Consider the following 15,410-nt stretch of genomic DNA (forward strand, 5'->3'; position numbering starts at 1 on the left):
ATCCGGCAAAAAATTCATATGAATCAATAGCTTGCACATTCGGCGCATGCGCGCTCGATGTATCGCGAAAATGCGGCACGCAAGTTGCCCCGTCAGTAAGTCCCACCACCGAGGAGACTGCCATGACGGATGCCAATGCATCGATTTCTTCGATCGCCGGAGGCGCCGACAACGGTGCCGCGCCGGTGGTCATCGCCCAGGCGACAGTGAAGCCGATTGCCCCCATGGGCACTACCGCCGCCGCAGTTCAGCCCGCGGCACCGGCCGGCATCGGATCGCTGTCGAACGCCACGCCCGGCACGGTCCTCATGCGCGACGGCGTCTCGATTCCCGTCGACGGCAGCCAGGCGCTGATGGCCGGCGACCGCGTGATCGTTCCGCAGGACGGCCACGCCAATGTTCTCTTCCCCGGATCGGCCACCAACACGGCGCCGCTGTCCGGCGTCTTCACGGGCGGCACCGACGCCACCATCAGCACGACCAAGCTGGCCAGCGGCCTCGAGCAAGTGAATGTGGACGTGGCCTCGGGCGACCTGGAAGTGACTTCGCCCGACAGCGACGCGGAAGCCGCAGCGCTTGCGGTGAGCAAGAAGACCGCTGCCGGCAGCGGCATCGGCCTGGGTGAATTCGCGCTCGGCGCACTGGGTGCCGTCGCGCTCGGCGCCGCGCTGAGCGGTGGCGGCGGCAGCGACGCCGGCGCAGTTCCTTTCTTCGTTCCGGGCGTTGGCGACAGCGATGCCGACGCAGATGCAGATGCAGATGCAGATGCAGATGCAGACTCGGATGCGGACGGTGATGCAGACGCCGACGCCGACGCCGACGCCGATGCGGATGCGGATGCGGATGCGGATGCGGATGCGGATGCGGATGCGGATGCAGATGCAGATGCAGATGCAGATGCAGATGCAGATGCGGACGCTGATGCCGACGCGGATGCAGACGCAGACGCAGACGCAGACGCCGATGCGGACGCTGATGCCGACCACCTGCTCGATCCAGGCGACAGCCTCGCCGGCCATCTGCTCGGCTCCCTGGACAACGTCCTCGGCCTCGGAGGTGGCAGCGCCGCTGCGGCCAGAAGCGTCGCCGCCAGTTCATCCGGCACATTGGCATCGCTGATGCCCGCAGCCGACGGCCTCACGGATCTGCTGGACGACGTGCTTTCGCCGATCGCGGGCAACGAGTTCAGGCCCGACGATCCGAACGCGTTCGATCCGCTGGACAACACCGTCGACAACCTGGCCGTCAACATCGGCGGCGTGCTCACCCCCGTGGTGGACGGCCTGCTGGGCGACGGCTTGACTGACGCGCTCGTCGGGTCGCTGATCGGCCAGGTCGACTACCTGACCGATGCGTTGGGCAACATCCTCGAAAACGTGCTCGGCAGCGAAGGCCTGCTCGGCGGCGTGACCACCGGCCTTGGCATCGACGGCCTCGTGGACGAACTGGTCGGCACCGACGGCGTGGTCGGGCAGGTGCTCGAAGGCCTGCTGGGCGACGGCAGCCTGCTGGGCAACGTGCTCGGCGAAGACGGTCTGATCGGGCAACTGCTTGGCGATGACGGGCTCCTTGGCGGCCTGCTCGGCGGTGACGGCGGGCTGCTCGGTGGCGTCCTGGGTGATAACGGCCTGCTGGGCGGTCTGCTTGGCGGCGACGGCGGCTTGCTCGGTGGCGTCCTGGGTGATAACGGCCTGCTGGGCGGTCTGCTTGGCGGCGACGGCGGCTTGCTCGGTGGCGTGCTGGGTGACGACGGCCTGCTGGGCGGTCTGCTTGGCGGTGACGGTGGCTTGCTTGGCGGCGTGCTCGGCGGTGTTGACGGCCTCCTCGGCGACGATGGCCCGTTGGGCGGCGTGCTCGGCGGCGACGGCTCGCTCGCCGGCTTGCTGGGCAGCGAAGGCCTCACCGGCGGCCTGCTTGGCGAAGGCGGGCTGGTCGACAGCCTGCTCGGACCCGACGGCGCGGTTGGCGACCTGCTGAGCGAGACACCCCTGGCCGGTTTGCTCGGGGGAGATGGCGGCCTGCTCAGTGGCGTGCTGGGCGATAACGGCCTGCTGGGCGGCCTTCTCGGTGACGACGGCCTGCTGGGCGGTGTTCTGGCCGACGACGGCCTTCTCGGCGCCGAAGGCCCGCTCGGCAGCCTGCTGGGCGGTGACGGCGGCTTGCTCGGTGGCGTGCTGGGCGACGGTGGTCTGTTGGGCGGTCTGCTTGGCAGCGATGGCGGCCTCCTCGGCGGGGTCCTGGGCGACGACGGCCTGCTTGGCGGCGTACTCGGTGGTGATGGTGGTCTCCTCGGCGGCGTCCTGGGCGAAGGCGGTCTGCTGGGCGGCGTGCTCGGCGGGGACGGTGGCCTCCTTGGCGGTGTCCTGGGTGACGGCGGCCTGCTCGGCGGTGTCCTGGGTGACGACGGTCTGCTAGGCGGTGTGCTCGGCGGCGTGACCGGCGGCGACGGCGGTCTCCTGGGCGGTGTCCTGGGTGACGATGGCCTCCTTGGCGGCGTACTCGGCGGCGGCAGTGGCAGCGGTGGCGGCCTGCTCGGTGGTGTTCTCGGCGAGGACGGCATCGTGGGCAACCTCCTGGGCAGCGACGGCCTGGTCGGCGGCCTGCTGGGCGCGGACGGTCTCGTCGGCAGTCTGCTTGGCGCGCTGGGCGGCGACGGCGCCGTGGCCAACGTCCTGCAGCCGGCGGGCGACGCAGTCGCTCCGGCAGTCGAGACCGTAGGCAGCACGGTCTCCCACGCCGCGGCTCCGGCAACGGACATCCTGGCAGGGGCCACGGGTGTCGTGGCACCGGTGGTCGACACGGTGGCCAGCGTGGTCGAAGGCGCGGGCCATGCCGTCGGCTCGGGCCTGACCGAAGTGGTGGCGCCGATCACCAGCCAGGTCGAGCAGACGGTGAACCACGTCGTGAGCCCGGTCACCAACATCCTGCACGGCCTGCTGGGCTGACTGTAGGCAAGCACCCACGCGCCCGGCCTGCCTTATCCCGCAGGCACGGGCCGCGCACGCGGTCAAAGTGGAGGCTTGAAGGTCTTCGGCAGGCAGCATTTGCCGAAGGGCTCCCGGTTCCTCCTCACGGCGCATTCCTGCGTCGTTAAGCGCTCCCTCGAGGAGCGCTTTTTTTTTGACTTCAGTGTGTTTCGCGGCGCAACTGCTGCACGTCTTCATGCAGCGACTGCGCCCAGGCGCGGCGCTCGCGGCCGTGCGGGTCCTGCGGCTCGCCGAAGCGCACGATGGCCAGCAGCGGCGGCGCGCGCAGCGTATTCCACAGCGAGGCGGCGAGGCTGTCGTCGTCGATGTAGCGCGGGGCCTGGCTGGTCTCGCCGGTGGCGGCATCGGCAAAGCGCAGCGCGGCGGGCAGCACCGGCGCGCCGGAAGAAATGGCCGCCTGCAGCAGGTTGGCGTGGAACGGCAGCAGGCCACGGCCGTCGCTGGTCGTGCCTTCGGGAAACACGCCGATCAGGTCGCCGTTGCGCAGCGCCTCGGTCATGTGGTGCACCACGCGCAGTGCGTCGCGGCGGCGTTCGCGCTCGATGTAGAGCGTGCCGGAGCCGTTGGAAAGCGTGCCGATCAGCGGCCAGTTCTTGACGTCCGACTTCGACACGAAGCGCACATGGCGTGCCGCATGGAGGCAGGTGATGTCGAGCCACGAGAGGTGATTGCAAATGAGCAGCACCGGCCCCTCGGGCGGCGGCGTGCCCTGCACCTTCAGCGTGATGCCCATGATCTCGAGCATGCGCCTCGACCATGCCTGCACGCGCGCATTGCGCTCTGCCTGCTCGAGGCTGGGAAAGGTGAAGCGAATCGTCCACCAGCCGACCAGCGCATGCCCCACCGCGTGCAGCAGGCGCCAGCAGGCTTTCAACGAATGAACCATCGGGGCGTCGTTCTTTCTTTCTGTCTGTCAGCCGTGCACGACCCGGCCCGCCACCAGCGTGTGGCGTGCGCGGCCCTGCATCGGATAGCCGGCGAACGGCGTGTGCTTGCCCTGGCTCTTGAGCGCATCGGGCAGCACCTGCCATTCGAGCCCGGGGTCGGCAATGCACAGGTCGGCCACGCCGCCTTCCACCAGGCGGCCGATGCCGGTGCCCGCGTCTTCAGCGGCCAGCAGGCGCGCTGGTGCAGAGGTGATGACCTCGATGGCGCGTGCCACACCCGCGCCACTGCGCTCGCCCCATTGCAGCGCGAGCGGCAGCAGCAGCTCGAGCCCGGTCGCGCCGGCTTCGCTTTCGGCAAAGGGCAGCGTCTTGGCGTCGGCCTCGACCGGCGTGTGGTCGGACACCAGCGCGTCGATGGTGCCGTCGGCCAGCGCGGCAGAAAGCGCCTCGCGGTCGCCTTGCTGGCGCAGCGGCGGGTTCAGGCGTGCACGGCTGTCGAAGTAGCCGATGTCGGTGTCGACCAGGTGCAGCGAGTTGATGCTGACGTCGCAGGTGAGCGGCAGGCCCTGCGCCTTGGCTTCGCGCACCAGCGCCACGCCGCGGGCGCTGGAGATGCGGCACAGGTGCACGCGTGCGCCGGTGGCCTTCATCAGCTCGACGATGGTGAAGATGGCGATCGTCTCGGCCGACACGGGCACGCCCGCGAGGCCGAGCCGCGTGGCGAGCGGGCCGCTGGCCGCAACGCCCTTGCCGAGGTCGCGGTCCTGCGGACGCAGCCACACGGTGTAGCCGAAGGTGCTGGCGTACGACAGCGCACGCTGCAGCACCTGCGTGTCGGCCAGCGGCACGTCGGCCTGGCTGAAGCCGATGCAGCCGGCCTCTGTGAGCTCGGCCATCTCGGTCAGCACGCCGCCGGCGAGGTTGCGCGTGAGCGCGCCGAGCGGAAACAGGCGCGCGCACTGCAGCTTCTCGGCGCGGAACTTGAGCATCTCGACCAGGCCGGGTTCGTCGAGCACGGGGTCGGTGTCGGGCGGGCACACGAGGCTGGTGACGCCGCCGGCAATGGCCGCGGCCATTTCGCTTTCGAGCATGCCTTCGTGTTCGTAGCCGGGCTCGCGCAGGCGCGCGGCAAGGTCGACGAGGCCGGGGGCGACGATGCAGCCCGCGGCATCGATGGTGCGCTCGGCCTTGAAGCCGGCAGGGATGCGGCCGATGCCGGCGATCTTGCCGTCGGCGATGGCGATGTCGGCCTTCTTGTCTGTGCCCGAAGCGGGGTCGACGAAGCGGCCGTTGGTGATCAGTGTGTTCATGCTTCGTTACCTGCCACGATGCTCATCACCGCCATGCGCACGGCGATGCCGAAAGTGACCTGCGGGAGGATCACGCTCTGTTTGCCGTCGACCACGGCGGAGTCGATCTCCACGCCGCGGTTGATCGGGCCCGGGTGCATCACGATGGCGTCCGGCTTGGCCAGCTGCAGCTTCTCGGGCGTGAGGCCGAAGGTCTTGAAGAACTCCTGCGACGACGGCAGCAGCGCGCCGCTCATGCGCTCGTTCTGCAGGCGCAGCATGATGACCACGTCGCAGTCCTTGATGCCCTCTTCGAGCGTGTGGCACACGCGCACGCCCATGCCGGCCATGTCGCTCGGCACCAGCGTCTTGGGGCCCACCACGCGCACTTCTGCGCAGCCGAGCGTGGTGAGCGCATGGATGTCGGAGCGCGCCACACGCGAGTGCAGCACGTCGCCGACGATGGCGACCGTGAGGTTCGAGAAGTCTTTCTTGTAGTGACGGATCGTGTACATGTCGAGCAGCCCCTGCGTCGGGTGCGCGTGGCGGCCGTCGCCGGCGTTCACCACGTGCACGTGCGGCGCCACGTGCTGCGCGATCAGGTACGGCGCGCCCGACTCGCTGTGGCGCACCACGAACAGGTCGGCGGCCATCGCGCTCAGGTTGGCGATGGTGTCGAGCAGCGATTCGCCCTTGGTGGCCGAGGAGCGCGCGATGTCGAGGTTGATGACGTCGGCCGACAGGCGCTTGGCCGCGATCTCGAAGGTGGTGCGGGTGCGGGTGCTGTTCTCGAAGAACAGGTTGAACACGCTCTTGCCGCGCAGCAGCGGCACCTTCTTCACCTCGCGGTCGCTCACGCTCGTGAAGTTGGCGGCGGTGTCGAGGATGTGCGTGACGATGTCCTTGGGCAGGCCTTCGATCGACAGCAGGTGGATCAGCTCGCCGTTCTTGTTGAGCTGCGGATTTCGCTTGTAGAGCATTACTTGCTTTCCTCCACCTTGAGGCTGAAGGCGCCGTCTGCGGCGCGGGCCAGGGCAAGCAGCTGGGTGTTCGGCAGCGTGAGCGTGGTGGCGGCGAAGTCGGCGGCCACGGGCAGTTCGCGTCCGCCCCGGTCCACCAGCACCGCCAGGCGCACGCTGGCGGGGCGACCGAAGTCGAACAGCTCGTTGAGCACCGCTCGGATGGTGCGGCCGGTGTAGAGCACGTCGTCGAGCAGCAGCACGTCGGTGCCGTTCACGTCGAAGGGCAGCACGGTCTGCGCGCTGGCCGAGAGGCCGCGGCGCGCGAAGTCGTCACGGTGCATGGCCGACGAGATGACGCCGGGGGCGCCGCTCAGGCCCAGGTCTTTCTGCAGGCGCTCGACCAGCCAGGCGCCGCCGGAAGTGATGCCGACCAGCCTGGTTTCAGGGCGCATCAGCGTCTTAACGCCGGCAAGCAGCTTGGTGTAGAGCGCTTCGGCATCGGGAATTGAACTCACGTGAGACTCCTCAAGAATTGCTCCAGGATGATGCAGGCCGAGGCAGCGTCGGCATCGCGCGCGCCGGAGGCCAGCGCCTCGGTGGTGCTGTAGCGCTCGTCGACCTCGAACACCTGGAGGTTGAAACGGCCGCGCAGCTGGCGCGCGAACTTCTGCGCGCGGCGGGTGTTCTCGTGCGGGGCACCGTCGGGGTGGTAGGGCACGCCGATCACCAGCGCGTCGGGCTGCCATTCCTTGATGCGGGCCTCGACCTGCGCGAAGCGGGCGTCGCCCTCGGCCTTGATGGTGGGCTGGGGGGTGGCCGTCTGCAGCAGCCGGTTGCCGCTGGCCACGCCCGTGCGCTTCAGGCCGAAATCGAAGGCCAGGAAGGTCTGGAAATGGGCTGGGACGGGAACGGCAGCAGCGGGAACGGAAGAAGAAGCAGTAGGAGCGGGAGCGTCTGGCATGGCGGCTGCGCTCATGCGTGTCCGGCGTCCGGCGACAATTTCCACGCCTCGAGGCCCAGCAGCAGCAGCGCCCTGTCGTAGCGCTGCTCGATCGGGGTGTCGAAGATCACGGCCGGGTCGGCGCCCACGGTAAGCCAGCTGTTCTCGGCCAGTTCGGACTCGAGCTGGCCTTCGCCCCAGGCCGCATAGCCCAGCGAAACCAGCACCTTGCGCGGGCCCGCGCCGGTGGCCAGGGCCTCCAGCACGTCCTTGGAGGTGGTCATTTCGAGCCCGCCGGGGATGGTCATGGTCGAGGCGTAGACCGATTCCTCGGGCTTCTCGGCCTGGGTGAAGACCGGCTCGTGCAGCACGAAGCCGCGTTCGGTCTGCACCGGGCCGCCTTGGAAGACGGGGGCTTCGCCCAGCTCGGGGCGGGCCAGATGGAGCTCGATCTTCTCGAACAGCACCCTCAGGTTGATGTCGCTGGGTTTGTTGATTACCAGGCCGAGCGCACCGCGCTCGCTGTGTTCGCAGAGGTACACGACGCTGCGGTTGAAAGTTTTGTCTTCCATCCCGGGCATCGCTATCAAAAAGTGATGCGTAAGGTTCATCGGGGCAGAATCGGCGGCCATATGCCTCCGATTTTACTGGCCGTTGACAAGACCTATCCCAAAGGGCTCATGTGGTTCCGCCGGGATCTCCGGGTGGACGACAACGCGGCCCTGTATCGCGCGCTGCGGGCCTGCCGCCAGGTGGTCTGCGTTTTCGTGTTCGACAAGGCCATCCTCGACGCCCTGCCCACGGTCGACCGCCGGGTCGAATTCATCCGCGAATCGCTGGTGGAGCTCGAGGCCGAGCTGCGCGCGCTGGGCGGCGGGCTGATCGTGCGGCATGCCGCGGCGGTGCAGGAAATTCCGGCGCTGGCGCGCGAGCTCGGCGTGCAGGCGGTATTTGCCAACCGCGACGACGAACCCGACGCGCTGGAGCGCGACGCCAAGGTGTTCGGCGCGCTGGCCAATGCCGGCGTGGCCTTCCACACCTACAAGGACTCCACCGTCTTCGACCGCGACGAGGTCATGACCAAGACCGACCAGCCCTACACGGTGTTCACGCCCTACAAGCGGGCCTGGCTGGCGAAAGTCGATGCGTTCTTCCTCAAGTCGTACCCGGTGCGCAGCCACGCCGACGCGCTGGCGCCCTCGCCACAGGCCTACGGGGAGCCGGTGCCGACGCTGCGGGAGATCGGCTTCGAGAAGAGCAACCTCTCGGCGCTGGAAATTCCCACGGGCACGCGCGGCGCGGGCCTGCTGTTCGAGGATTTCTTCGAGCGCATCGACCGCTACCACGAGGCGCGCGACTTTCCGGCGGTGCGGGGGCCCAGCTACATGGGCGTGCACCTGCGTTTCGGCACGGTGTCGATCCGGCAGATGGCCAGCCTGGCGCACCAGCTCTCGCTGCAGGGCAACGCCGGGGCGGCGACCTGGCTGAGCGAGCTGATCTGGCGCGAGTTCTACTTCCAGATACTGGTTCACTTTCCGCACGTGCACCGGGGCGGCGAGTCGAAGAGCTTCCGGCCCGAGTACGACAAGATCACCTGGCACCACGGCAAGCACGCCGACCAGCTGTTCGACGCCTGGTGCCAGGGCCGCACCGGCTACCCACTGGTGGACGCGGCCATGCTGCAGATCAACCAGAGCGGCTACATGCACAACCGCCTGCGCATGGTGGTGGCGAGCTTCCTGTGCAAAGACCTGGGGCTGGACTGGCGGCGCGGCGAGGCCTACTTCGCGCTGCACCTGAACGACTTCGAGCTGGCGTCGAACAACGGCGGCTGGCAATGGGCCAGTTCGAGCGGCTGCGACGCGCAGCCCTACTTCCGCATCTTCAATCCGGTGACGCAGAGCGAGCGCTTCGACCCCGAGGGCAAGTTCATCCGCCGCTACCTGCCGCAGCTGGCGGGGCTGTCGAATGCGGCGATCCATGCGCCGTGGATGGCGTCGCCGGTGGAGCTGGAGGCGGCGGGCATCAAGCTCGGCGAGACGTACCCGAAGCCGGTGGTGGACCACGCCGAAGCGCGCGAGAAGACGCTGCAGCGCTACGGCGTGGCTCGGGCGAAGGCGCTGCAGAAATAGATAAAGAAAAGGGCCCGAAGGCCCTTTTCTTTATCGCTGCCTGAAAACCGCGCGTCAGGCGGCGGCAGCCAGCGTCGTCGACTCGCTCGTGTACGCACGCACCAGGCGCAGCAGTTCCTCTTCCGAGTACGGCTTGCCGAGGTAGTGGTTCACGCCCAGCGTGCGCGCGTAGTCGCGGTGCTTCTCGGCGATGCGCGAGGTGATCATGATGATCGGCAGCTCGGCCAATGCGGCGTCGGCGCGGATGTTGCGGGCCAGGTCGAAGCCGTCCATGCGCGGCATCTCGATGTCCGACAGCACCACCGCCGGGCGCTCCTGCTGCAGCCGTTCGAGCGCCTGCAGGCCGTCGGCCGCGAGCGACACGCGATAGCCTTCGCGCTGCAGCAGACGCTGCGTGACGCGGCGCACGGTGATGGAGTCGTCCACCACCAGCACCAGCGGAATCTGCGGTGCCACCGGGGCCAGCACCGGCAACGGCTCCTGCGGCGCGCCCTGCCCGGCCATGGCCGATGCGGCATGCGCCGGCGCCACCAGCGCGGCGGCCTGGCGCTCCCGCGCCTGTTCGCCGTGCACCGCGGCCAGCGCCACCGGGTTGTAGATCAGCGCCACCGCGCCCGAAGCCAGCACCGAGATGCCGGCCAGGCCGGGCAGCCGCGCGAGCTGCGGGCCGAGGTTCTTGACCACGACTTCCTGGTTGCCCAGCACTTCGTCCACGTGCAGGGCCACGCGCTGCGCGGCGCTTCGCACGACCACGATCGTGTTGTTCTTGGCGCCCGCATGCTCGCTGCGGGTCGAGGCCTGCAGCAGCGCGCCGGCCCAGTAGAACGGCACCTGTTCATGGCCGAAGGGATGGCTGTTGTGCAGGTAGGCGGCCTCGAGGTCGGTTCCGCCCACGCGCTGCACCAGTTCCACCAGGTTCGACGGCACGCCGATCGACACCTCGCCCGCGCGCAGCATCACCACGTGCGTCACGGCGGTGGTCAGCGGCAGCACCAGCTTGAAGGTGGTGCCCTGGCCCGGGTTGCTGTGCGTTTCGATGCGGCCGCCGAGCGCCGCGATCTGCGCGCGCACCACGTCCATGCCGATGCCGCGGCCGGCCAGTTCGGAGACCTGGCCCGCCGTCGAGAAGCCGGGCTTGAAGATCAGCTCGGTGGCTTCTTCGGCCGACAGTTCCTGGTCGTGGCCGAGCAGGCCGAGAGCGCGGGCGCGCTCGGCGATGCGCTTGTTGTCGAGGCCGGCGCCGTCGTCGCGGAAGCTCACCGAGACGTCGTTGCCTTCATGGTGCAGGTCGATGACGATCAGGCCGCTGGCGTCCTTGCCGGCCTTTTCGCGCACGGCCGAATCCTCGATGCCGTGGGCCACGCAGTTGCGCAGCAAGTGCTCGAAGGCGGGCGTCATGCGGTCCAGCACGCCGCGGTCCATTTCGATAGAGCCGCCGACGATGTCCAGGCGCACCTGCTTGCCGGTGTCCTTCGAGGCCTGGCGCACCACGCGGTAGAGGCGGTCGGAGATGCCTTCGAATTCCACCATGCGCGTGCGCAGCAGGCCGCGCTGCAGTTCGCGCGTCTGGCGCGCCTGCACGCTGAGGTCGTCTTCCGTCGCCTGCACCGTCTTTTGCAGCGTGCGCTGCACGGTGGCCACGTCGTTCACCGACTCGGCCATCATGCGCGTGAGTTCCTGCACGCGGGTGAAGCGGTCGAACTCCAGCGGGTCGAAGCCCTGTTGCGAGTCCTTGGCTTGCGCCAGGCGGGACTGCATCTGGCTTTCGGCCTGCACTTCGATGTCGCGCAGCTGCTGGCGCAGGCGGTCCAGGTTGCCCGTGAGGTCGGACAGCGAGCCGCGCAGCTGGCCCAGCTCGGCCTCCAGGCGCGAACGCGTGATGATGACCTCGCCGGTCTGCGCGACCAGGCGGTCGAGCAGCTGGGTGCGGATGCGTACGGCCTGGCCCGTTGCGGCACGCAGGGGCGTGAGCAGTGCGGGCGCAGGGCGCGGTTGCAGCGTCGTGGGTGCGGCCGGTGCGGCAGCGACGGATTCTTCGTCTTCCAGGCTCGCCACGGGGGTGGCGGTTTCGTCGTTCGCCGGCACGCCGGCTTCGGGCGCCACCTGCAGCAGCTGGGCGGCGGATGCGGTCGCGGTGGCCGCGGCCACGATCTGGGCCAGCTCGACCTGCGTGGCATCGTCGGCCGCGCGCAGTGCGTCGAAGGTGGCCTGCAGGGCGTCGAGGCGCGTCAGCAGCTTTTCGATGTCGGCCCGTTCCGCGCCCTGGGAGCCCAGGACTTCGATCTCGGACTCCATGCGGTGCGCGCGCTCGCCAAGGCGCATGGCGCCGGCCAGCCGTGCGCTGCCCTTGAGCGTGTGCAGCGTGCGCAGCACCGAGGCGCGCGGCGCGCTGTCGTCGGGGTGATGCGCCCACTGGCGCAGCGCCTCGCCGAGCTGGGGCAGCAGTTCGGCCGCCTCTTCCTCGAAGATCGGGAACAGGTCGACGTCGACCGCGTCGGCCAGGTCGATGGCGTCTTCGGAATCGTCCAGCGCCACGTCGGCGACGGAATCGCTGACCACCACCTGCTGCAGCGGCCGGACTTCGGCGCGCATGGCAACTTCGGTCGGCATCGGCGAATTGGCGATGTCGCGCAGCGCCTGCAGCGTGCCTTCGGCCGGATCACGCAGGAAGCCGACGGCGAACTGGTGCAGCAGGCGACGCAGCTCGTCGGCCGCGGCCACCAGCACCATGCCCTGCTCACGCGTGCCGCTGCCCTGCATCTGCAGATGCTGCAGCGCGGCTTCGAACAGGCGGGCCATGCCCGACAGGCTGTGGAAGCCGACCGTGGCCGAGCTGCCGGCCAGCGAGTGGGCCAGCGCGACGGTCGAGTCGGGCAGGCGTTCGTGCGATTCGAGCGCCCATTCGCCGACGTCGGTGGCGAGCTGGCGCGACCATTCGTCGGCCTCGTTGAGGTAGACGTTGTAGAGCTGGATGCCGATGCGCAGCGGGCCGATGACCTTGACCTGGTCTTCGGCGCTTTCCTGCTGCGCAGCTGGCGCAGCGGCCACGACAGGTTCGGGCGCTTCTGCTTCTGTTTCTTTGTCGGCAACGAGGATCTGCGGTTCTTCGGGCACCGGGGGTGCTTCGAAGATGGGCACGAGCACCTCTTCGGCAACCGCCGGGGCGGGCAGTTCGGGCTCGGGCTCCGGCTCTGCTTCAGCCACCGGTTGCGGCTCGGGTGCGGCGACCGGTTCTTCAGGCTCTTCTTCGTGCAGCGGCAGCGCCGCGGCTTCGATGACTTCGGGCTCGGCTGCAACAACGGCAGCAGCCTGCACGGGCAGCGGCTCGGGCTCCCAGTCCAGGTCGGGCAGGCCGGCCGTGGTCGGCACGGTGGCCTCGATCGATTCGATGACTGGAGCGGGCTCTGCCGGCTCCGGCTCGGCGGCGGCAGGCGTCTTCGCGGGGGGCGCCAGGAAATCGAACTCCTCGCCGCTCGGCAAGGCTTCCAGCGCTGCAGGCTCGGTGGTCTGCTTCGCTTCGAAATCGATGAAGTCGGTCGATGCGAAATCGTCGTCGGGCTCGGGCGTGGCAGCCTTCTCGGGCTCCTGCCATGCCACGGTTTCGAACGGCACCTCGGGTGCCGCAGCCGGTGTTGGTGCGGGAGCTTCCGAGGTCAGCGACAGGTCCGGCAAATCGGGCAATTGCAGGGGCGGCAGCTGCGCCGCCACCGGCGCCGCAACTTCGAGCGGCGCTGGCGCGGAATGAGGCGCTTCGGCCGCGATGTGGCGCGCGGCGACCGCCAGGGCCTCCGCATCGGCCACGCGCACCGGCGGGGGCACGGGCTCGCCGGCCAGCAGCGCGTTGGCCACGCGGCTGAACGGTGCCGACTGCCAGCCGTGTGCGGAGCCCGAGGCAATGGCCTCGACCCACTGGCTGAAGTCCTTCATCGTGCGTTCGGTGGCCGACAGCAGTTCCGGCGTGGCGGCGCGCTGGTCGGCCAGCCAGGTGTTGAGCACCTGTTCGAGCGACCAGGCGGCGTCGCCGAAGTCGGTGAGGCCGACCATGCGCGAGCTGCCCTTGAGCGTGTGGAAGGCACGACGCAGGATCGTGAGTTCTTCGGTGTCGTCCGGGTAGCTGGCGAGTTCGGCGATGGCGGCCAGGCCGTTCTGCACCACCTCGCGGGCCTCGTCGAGGAAGATGTTCTGCAGGTCGTCTTCTTCGAGCTCGGTGACTTCGGTGTCGGGCAGTGCGGACGGACCGGAGATCTTGTTCGTCCAGCTGTCGGCCTTGCTGCTGAACTCCTCGATCGGCGAAACCTTGGCCTTGCGGTTGGGCGTGGCGAGCGCGGCGAGCTTCGAGGCGATCTGTGCGTCGACTTCCTCGATGCTGAGCACGGCCTGGGCGACCGGAGCCGGGCTCGGGGCGGCGCCGTCGGCAGCAGTGCTGTCGGTGGCCTGGCGGCCCATCAGCGGCTTGAGTTCGCCGGCTTCAGCGTCGAACACGAACAGGCGCTTGGCCAGCGCGGGCTGGTAGCCCAGCATGTCGATCAGGAAACCGAGCGCGCCGAGGTTGTTGCCCAACGCGTCGAAGCCGGCCATTTCTTCGGCCGGCGAGGTGCTGACGAGCATCGCCTCGACGTCGTCGCGCATGCGCTGAACGGTGAGCGCGGCCTGGTCGAGGCCGAGCACGGAGAACACACCGCGCATCTGCAGGAGCTGCGTCGGCACGGTGCGCAGCAGACCCTTTTCGGCCGGGCGGCGGAAATACTGGTCGAGCGATTTCTCGAGTTCGCTCAGGTGGCTGCGCAGCTCGTCGACCACGGTGCCCATGGTCTGGCGGTCGCTCACACGGCGGTAGAGGTCTTCCATCCACGGCTCGAGCGGCTCGGAATGGCCGCCCGCGCGCACGCGTTCGATGCGGCCCGCCAGCTGCAGGGTGCGCGAGGTGAGCTGCGGATCGCTCGGGTCGAGGTCTTCGAGCGCGGCTTCCAGGTAGAGCACCGAGGTGGCGACTTCCATCGCGAGTTCGGTGCCCGGGGCCTGGCCGGAGCGCACGGAGGCTTCGACCGCATGGGTCAGCGCCTGCACCATCGGCAGGCTCGGCGGGTGCAGCTTCTGCAGCGATTCGCCGAGCTGCGCGAAGGTGTCGGCCACCTGGCGCGTGCGGGTGATGTCGCCGCCCGAGAGGCCCGACCACATTTCCTTGGCGGTCTCGATACGCTTGCGCGCTTGTTGCAGCACCAGCGGATCGAAGCGGCCGAACTGCTCAACGGTGTAGTCGATGCGCTGTTCGCCGGCGATGCCCCAGGCGCTGCGCACGGTGCGCAGCGTGGCGGCGTCGTCGCTGGCGGTGGGCACGGCCTGCGCGCAGAAGAACAGCAGGTCTTGTCCGAGACGGTCGGACACGAGGCTGTCGCCGCGCGCGAGCGTGGCGTACTGCAGCAGCACGCGCGAGGCGGCGCGCTTGACGTAGGAATCGGGCGTGATCAGCCCGGTGGCCAGGGCTTCGAAGAAGCCGGCGGCCAGGGTCCAGAAGCTGGCGACGCGGGGCAGCAGTGCACCGCGGCCGAGCCCCAGGCACAGCGCATGCAACCGCCGGGCGGCCTGCACGTCGCCGGTCTTGACCAGTTGCAGCACTTCGCGGTCGAGCTTCGAGCGCACGGCCGGGTCATAGGCGATGGCGGCCTGCGTCAGCGCGGGCTTGACCTCGACCCAGCGCCAGACGGTGCTCCACAGGTCGGCCGGGTGAACGCGCTCGTTGCCGACGAGCTCCAGCACGTCGCGGTACTGGGGGAACAGCGCCACCGACGACACGGGCTTGCCGGCCAGCAGGGCGTTGAGGAAATCGGTGACGGCGAAGCCGGCACGCTCGATCTTGACCACCGCGGCATCGGTGCAGCGCTGCGGTTCGGCGATGAAGCCCTGCACCGCGAACTCGATGGCGCCGAGCACCAGCGCGGGCGAGGAATGCCCCACCATCTGGAGCGCGCCAACGGCCTGGTGCAGTTGCTGGCGGGCCATCTGCAGCGGGCCGGCCTCAGGCTCGGCTGCGGCGTCCACGTCGCGCACGAAGCGCCGCAGCGACTTACCTACACCGTCGAGGGATTTCTGGATTTCTCCCAGCACCCAGGCCAGCGGCCCGAGGTCTTCGGTGGCCGGCACGTTGCCGGCGAGGGGGGCCGTGGCAGGGGTTTGAATCGACACGTTGGGTGCTCGCCGTTCTTATCTATCTTG

9 protein-coding genes are annotated in these 15,410 nt (G+C 69.1%); 2 read left to right on the forward strand and 7 right to left on the reverse strand.

Translation table 11 applies throughout. The features are described 5' to 3' along the window. Positions 1 to 122: 122 nt before the first annotated feature. Positions 123 to 2,945, forward strand: coding sequence for a hypothetical protein (locus tag ACTG4X_RS30580; RefSeq protein ID WP_440532740.1), 2,823 nt, complete (start codon positions 123 to 125; stop codon positions 2,943 to 2,945). Between the two features lie 181 nt (positions 2,946 to 3,126). On the opposite strand, the gene ACTG4X_RS30585 is transcribed toward ACTG4X_RS30580, so the two are convergent. The 6 genes from ACTG4X_RS30585 to ACTG4X_RS30610 are packed head-to-tail and all read right to left on the reverse strand — an operon-like array spanning position 3,127 to position 7,697. Further along, complete coding sequence (locus ACTG4X_RS30585; protein WP_093078486.1) at positions 3,127 to 3,873, reverse strand: lysophospholipid acyltransferase family protein; 747 nt, start codon at positions 3,871 to 3,873, stop codon at positions 3,127 to 3,129. Positions 3,874 to 3,900: 27 nt separating this feature from the next. Next, positions 3,901 to 5,184, reverse strand: a complete 1,284-nt coding sequence (locus ACTG4X_RS30590) for a dihydroorotase (RefSeq protein WP_440532741.1) — start codon at positions 5,182 to 5,184, stop codon at positions 3,901 to 3,903. Next, the gene (locus tag ACTG4X_RS30595) at positions 5,181 to 6,143 is read right to left on the reverse strand and encodes an aspartate carbamoyltransferase catalytic subunit (protein ID WP_093056625.1); all 963 of its coding nucleotides are present in this window, start codon (positions 6,141 to 6,143) and stop codon (positions 5,181 to 5,183) included. Before ACTG4X_RS30595 ends, ACTG4X_RS30590 begins: the two co-directional genes overlap by 4 nt. After that, on the reverse strand, positions 6,143 to 6,640 hold the full coding sequence (pyrR, locus tag ACTG4X_RS30600; protein WP_093056626.1) for a bifunctional pyr operon transcriptional regulator/uracil phosphoribosyltransferase PyrR: 498 nt from the start codon (positions 6,638 to 6,640) through the stop codon (positions 6,143 to 6,145). Before pyrR ends, ACTG4X_RS30595 begins: the two co-directional genes overlap by 1 nt. Then, on the reverse strand, positions 6,637 to 7,086 hold the full coding sequence (ruvX, locus tag ACTG4X_RS30605; RefSeq protein WP_093056775.1) for a Holliday junction resolvase RuvX: 450 nt from the start codon (positions 7,084 to 7,086) through the stop codon (positions 6,637 to 6,639). The genes pyrR and ruvX overlap by 4 nt, the downstream gene beginning before the upstream one ends. Before the next feature lie 11 nt (positions 7,087 to 7,097). After that, the gene (locus tag ACTG4X_RS30610; protein WP_093056627.1) at positions 7,098 to 7,697 is read right to left on the reverse strand and encodes a YqgE/AlgH family protein; all 600 of its coding nucleotides are present in this window, start codon (positions 7,695 to 7,697) and stop codon (positions 7,098 to 7,100) included. Here ACTG4X_RS30610 and ACTG4X_RS30615 point away from each other — a divergent pair, their 5' ends adjacent. Next, entirely contained in the window at positions 7,698 to 9,197 is a 1,500-nt protein-coding gene (locus ACTG4X_RS30615) for a cryptochrome/photolyase family protein (protein ID WP_440532742.1), read from the forward strand. A gap of 54 nt (positions 9,198 to 9,251) precedes the next feature. On the opposite strand, the gene ACTG4X_RS30620 is transcribed toward ACTG4X_RS30615, so the two are convergent. Continuing rightward, positions 9,252 to 15,380, reverse strand: coding sequence for an Hpt domain-containing protein (locus tag ACTG4X_RS30620; RefSeq protein ID WP_440532743.1), 6,129 nt, complete (start codon positions 15,378 to 15,380; stop codon positions 9,252 to 9,254). Positions 15,381 to 15,410: the final 30 nt, after the last annotated feature.

This window comes from Variovorax sp. YR566, assembly GCF_051992195.1.
GTDB lineage: Bacteria > Pseudomonadota > Gammaproteobacteria > Burkholderiales > Burkholderiaceae_C > Variovorax.

Bases quoted from the DNA above. Each gene is read 5' to 3' on its own strand.
- ACTG4X_RS30580 (WP_440532740.1), top strand. From the start codon at position 123: ATGACGGATGCCAATGCATCGATTTCTTCGATCGCCGGAGGCGCCGAC.
- ACTG4X_RS30585 (WP_093078486.1), bottom strand. From the start codon at position 3,873: ATGGTTCATTCGTTGAAAGCCTGCTGGCGCCTGCTGCACGCGGTGGGG.
- ACTG4X_RS30590 (WP_440532741.1), bottom strand. From the start codon at position 5,184: ATGAACACACTGATCACCAACGGCCGCTTCGTCGACCCCGCTTCGGGC.
- ACTG4X_RS30595 (WP_093056625.1), bottom strand. From the start codon at position 6,143: ATGCTCTACAAGCGAAATCCGCAGCTCAACAAGAACGGCGAGCTGATC.
- ruvX (WP_093056775.1), bottom strand. From the start codon at position 7,086: ATGCCAGACGCTCCCGCTCCTACTGCTTCTTCTTCCGTTCCCGCTGCT.
- ACTG4X_RS30610 (WP_093056627.1), bottom strand. From the start codon at position 7,697: ATGGCCGCCGATTCTGCCCCGATGAACCTTACGCATCACTTTTTGATA.
- ACTG4X_RS30615 (WP_440532742.1), top strand. From the start codon at position 7,698: ATGCCTCCGATTTTACTGGCCGTTGACAAGACCTATCCCAAAGGGCTC.